We start from the raw sequence: 4,556 nt of genomic DNA on the forward strand, positions 1-4,556 counted from the left end.
GTCGAACACGCGCGTGCACGACAGAAAGTCCGTAATCGGCATCATCTGTCCTTGCTACCGCCTACGTCACGCTCCTACTTCAACGTGCAAAGCTGAGTAGCTGTTAGTAAGATCGTGCGAGATATAGAGGATCGATTTATCGCGTCCAGCAATCGTGCGTGAGAGCAACCGATAGACATCATTAGCCAGTCGTCCATCGTTCTCCTATCGTCTGTGTACAGTCACTCCAGAGTGATACCACGCCAACGGCTGTCGTAATCTTATGAGAATGGGGTGAGACGTATGCTCATATGAGTCTCTTCGATTGGTTAGGACAGCATTGGCAGTGGGCAGTGAGTATCCTCCTCTTGCTGACTACCATCGCCATCAGTTCCCAATCCTACATCACTCAAATACGGGCTGGTGTAAGAGAAGCACTTGAGCAACTGGAAGCAGATGATTATGGGTCCAATGGCTTTGTGAAGCTGATTCTCCATGATTATAACTTCTACCGAGGTCAAGCAGAGGTTGCCCTGAAGTTTCACACAAGCAGAGCGGTCGCAGGAGTATCGAGTTACGAGAAACCAGAAAAGTTATTCAGATCGATAAGACAGAAAGGGAAAGGCACCAATACAAGTCCAACTGGCGAGGATATCAAGTCCAAACTTGAAGAAGTGAACAAGGTATATTCCGTAGAAATCACTGATCATGAAATCATTGTTGGATATAAAGCCCGTAGTCCAGTAGATGTGAGGCGCAAGGGTGAGGAATGCCTTCGTACTCTTCACGTAGCGGTCCATGAGAATGTGGATGATTACTGAGACCACCAACAGTACTAACAGATTTCCAAATAGTACCTACGCGGTCCCTGTTCATGACTGGGTTAAATTATATCATTCTTTATAAATTGAGTGGTGATAGATTCGCGCTCTGTATTCAGCCCGACCGAAGAAACTTATCAGTAAAAGAGAGTTTCAACAAAGCCATCCGCGTGAAAGAAGTCGCCCGCAATCTATCAGTTGTGGAGGTCTAGTAAAGGTGCTTTTTTTTAAATATGGGAAACAGGCCAAAATGCACGAAACGGGGAACCAATTAGAGAAAATCCTGGGCACTCAAGCTCAATTTCCAAGTGATTACCTTGACTAGGTTAATTCTTTAAATGGATCGTGGCGACTACTGATTACACGGAGTCAGTGATGGCCCCTAATCAGAACGAGGTCACTGCTCCAACAATCTATTGCCTGTCGCATGGACTACTCCACAGTCAGTGTTCCAGACGAAGTTCTTAGCCATTTACACGAAATACACTCTCAGCATCAATCTTGTCCGTCAGCAATGGGCCTCCACCATACCGTGTCAGATGCACTGGACTTGATGGCTGACGAAAGAGGGTATGGTGGCGGTGCAGAAGAATAGAATTTCGACGGGAATATTATCAAACAAACACATGAAAGATTTGAATAGATTGATCCCCCGTCTCCTGAGTCTTTTGGACTGTTGACCACTATTGAGTGCTTCCTGAGTGCTCAGATAGTCGGCGATAGACCGTCCGGAGAATTGGGTTCCCGATTACTTCCGAGACACTCGTGATTTAGCTGCGACACCAGTGTAATCTGAGTTTGCAGAAGATTCTTACCAAAGATAGCGAAACAGTTCTCTCTGCATTCTGTTAGGAGTGCTGTGCAAGATGGAAGGCGCGAGTCTTGCATGATATTCAATCTGACTGTCGCAATTGAGGCCAGCTATGCAAACAGTTACAAAAAATTTACCTCGATTTCCGCTAGAGGCCGTCTATCGTCCTTTCTAGCAGATTATCGTTAAAACGGCACTAAACAGTATATTGCCGGAAGTCACCGGAAGACACATCGAATCCCGGTTCCAGAGACTCCGTTACCTCATCGCCGGGAATAATCCATTCGCTCACAACATCCCCATTATGAAGCCCGACAAGATTCAGCCAAAAGTTCTCATCACCTTCCGCGACGGGAGCGATTTGTGAGATTTCTTTCGTTAAAGGCTCCCACCTGTATGGGTCCTTTTGGACTGGCTCCATTTGCGAACGGATGATAGGAGCTTCATGGCCTGTCAGGTCAAAACGAGGAACGTCGTGGATATCGGTTAAATTATCCAACATCGTTGTCAGCTGGCGCTTCGTAACGTAATCGTGGGTGTCAGAAATTATCGCTTCGATAGAGACGGAGATTACACCAGCGAACGAGAATAGCTCTTCGCCTCCGAACACATAGGAGCCACCTGACCCGTTTTCGACGATTAATTTAGAGTTATTCAACTCGAAATCCATATCATGAATGATTGAGTGTCGATATTCTTTGAGTTCTATATACAGACTTGAGATTGCCTCAAGTATTCGTTCGTCAGTTTGAAAGATTGAAGGGACGTTAGGAGTATCATCGAAATCAAGTGTCTCCATCTCAGAGATTTTCTCGGAGAATCGCCAATCATCAGAAGCACCCGAGGAACTCCTTCCGTTAATCTTCAAAAACCATTCGACAAAGAGATCGAGGCATTTGTAACTGCTTGCGAATATGAGCGGAGTAATGTCACTAATCACTTGATTGACTCCGCTACCTCCGATGGAACTGGTCACCCTCCTGTAGGAAGTTTGGCTTCCGTCTAATGCAACTTCTTCGTCTATTGGCTTCTCAACCAGAGTATCAACCGTATATATCTCTAAATCAATATCCCCCGACAACTCCGCTAAACGGGTTAGTGACCACCGTTCGTACTCGGTTAGCTCATGTAGCTCCTTCATTTGACTACTACTTACTGTCATGATATCGAATAGCCGTTCCTTCGTTTAATAACCTCATCCGGCATCACTACTACTGATCCTTCAGTCATGATCTATTGGAACCTCGCTAAAGACCGTCATCGGTCGGATCTACTGTTTCATCGTTGAATCGGCACTCCAACGGCACGAAACCAATGATGACCAAATGCTGAACTCAACCTCTATATTTTGCACGTCAGTTAGTAGCAGTATCCGCAGACTGTCTGTTGTTTCACTATGTTAGGCAAGAGCCTTGCAGAAGATTGTGACGAGGTTCTTTCAGAGTAGCTTGTGGCCAGCACTGCGGATCTACACTCTTCTCTTGATTCCTATTCAAGAATATTCTCCGATCGAACCGGAAACCAGTGACGTGGTTTCAGTTCATTGATAAATACCTGTCCGTTGGTTAGAATAGTTCCTTCGGGCATGAGGTGTGAGCCACGTCGAATGGATCGAAAGTCGCATGTCAGTTTCTTCCTCCACGTCACCCCAGGCGTCGGGTACTACGCTAAATCGACTAATCGTTGAGGCTGGAAAATACCTCGGTGCATCTCCAGGCGACCGAATCCCAACCGAGGAGGTACTGGCTCAAGCGGAAGCAAATGGGTTTTCCACACACTTTGCGTCTACACTGTTGGCAGAAGAGAAAGGGTCTGATTCGGATAGCGTCGAAGTTCCAGAACAAGGTAATCTCTTCGGTGACCTCTGGTCACTAGACCCAGAATGCGCTGGTGTCACCACCAAATCCAACAGTGAGGATAGAACCGTAGACTGGAGCACTCGGCCCGAAACTCGAGAGAACGGATGCGGTCCAGAGCCGATCGAATCCGAGACTGAAGACTACCATTATCTCCATGCACCAATGGCCACTTCTGCAGATCTCGTCGATAAGGCTCGATACCTGTACGAGGATGGGAGCCCACTCACGGCCATTGACGCCGTCAACCAGTACATTGAGAAGCGGTATGGAGAGAACACCTCGAAGAATCGTCATGGGTTCAACAAGGGGCTCCAGTACTACGCGAAGAACCAGTACAACCGAGGAATGGGAATGGACCGACAGTGGCTGGACCAGCACGATAACCCGAGTACAGTTCTACTGTCGCTTAGAGCGTCACCAACATCGGACGGACGATTGTCACTCCTGAATGAGCTCGGAGATGCGCTTGATGAGGCTATTGCTCAAATCCGATATCGTCTTCAGCTCGCTCCGAATTCCCCGTTCGACTCAGATGAATGGGGTTACTTTGCAGTATTTGCTGGAACGAGAAAACGTGCAACGCCTCACGCACACATCATGGTGTACTGTGCTGGGGACGTCGAGCGCGAGTGGTTCGTTCCGGCTGTAGAGAAATTCGTGGCAAACTGTAGGTACAGTCCTGAAACTATGAGAGGAAACGATCCTGCAGAAGGAACAATCTCTATCAGAGGAAACGGTACAGATTCGATTCCGAAGGTAGATGATTCACATCGCCACCACAAAGATTGCGAGTTCGAAGGTTCGAACTCACAAGGTGCCGTGTACGCGCTGACACAACTTCCCCATCTGGAGAATGTCGATAACATGGCGAAGGACGAATTGCTACATTCATCCACAGTCGATGCCTGGTCTGGCAAACCATTCAGGTGCAGTAAGTCCGCAATTGAAGAGTCCTACTTGGCAACCTCATCTGGCTGAACGTGCTCTGTGCATCCGTGTTCGGTTAAGGCCATACCTCCGGATTAAAGGCTTGAGCCACCCGTTTGTTCAAGGTGAGGCGTGATCTCTCTGGTTGGCGTGCCTCAC

General features: G+C 47.6%; 3 protein-coding genes. 2 read left to right on the forward strand and 1 reads right to left on the reverse strand.

Annotation, left to right across the window (positions count from 1 at the left end):
• The first annotated feature begins 290 nt into the window (after positions 1–290).
• Positions 291–800: a hypothetical protein gene (locus OB916_RS16855; RefSeq protein ID WP_315910461.1), complete on the forward strand. Its 510-nt coding sequence runs from the start codon at positions 291–293 to the stop codon at positions 798–800.
• 1,007 nt (positions 801–1,807) lie between these two features.
• Here the strand turns inward: OB916_RS16855 and OB916_RS16860 are convergent.
• Positions 1,808–2,773 carry a hypothetical protein gene (locus OB916_RS16860; RefSeq protein ID WP_315910462.1) on the reverse strand — a complete coding sequence of 322 codons (966 nt, stop codon included), beginning with the start codon at positions 2,771–2,773 and terminating at the stop codon, positions 1,808–1,810.
• A gap of 631 nt (positions 2,774–3,404) precedes the next feature.
• On the opposite strand from OB916_RS16860, the gene OB916_RS16865 reads away from it, so the two are divergent.
• Positions 3,405–4,448: a hypothetical protein gene (locus OB916_RS16865; RefSeq protein WP_315910463.1), complete on the forward strand. Its 1,044-nt coding sequence runs from the start codon at positions 3,405–3,407 to the stop codon at positions 4,446–4,448.
• Positions 4,449–4,556 lie beyond the last annotated feature (108 nt).

It is taken from the genome of Halapricum hydrolyticum (assembly GCF_025517535.1).
GTDB lineage: Archaea > Halobacteriota > Halobacteria > Halobacteriales > Haloarculaceae > Halapricum > Halapricum hydrolyticum.

Bases quoted from the DNA above. Each gene is read 5' to 3' on its own strand.
- OB916_RS16855 (WP_315910461.1), top strand. From the start codon at position 291: ATGAGTCTCTTCGATTGGTTAGGACAGCATTGGCAGTGGGCAGTGAGT.
- OB916_RS16860 (WP_315910462.1), bottom strand. From the start codon at position 2,773: ATGACAGTAAGTAGTAGTCAAATGAAGGAGCTACATGAGCTAACCGAG.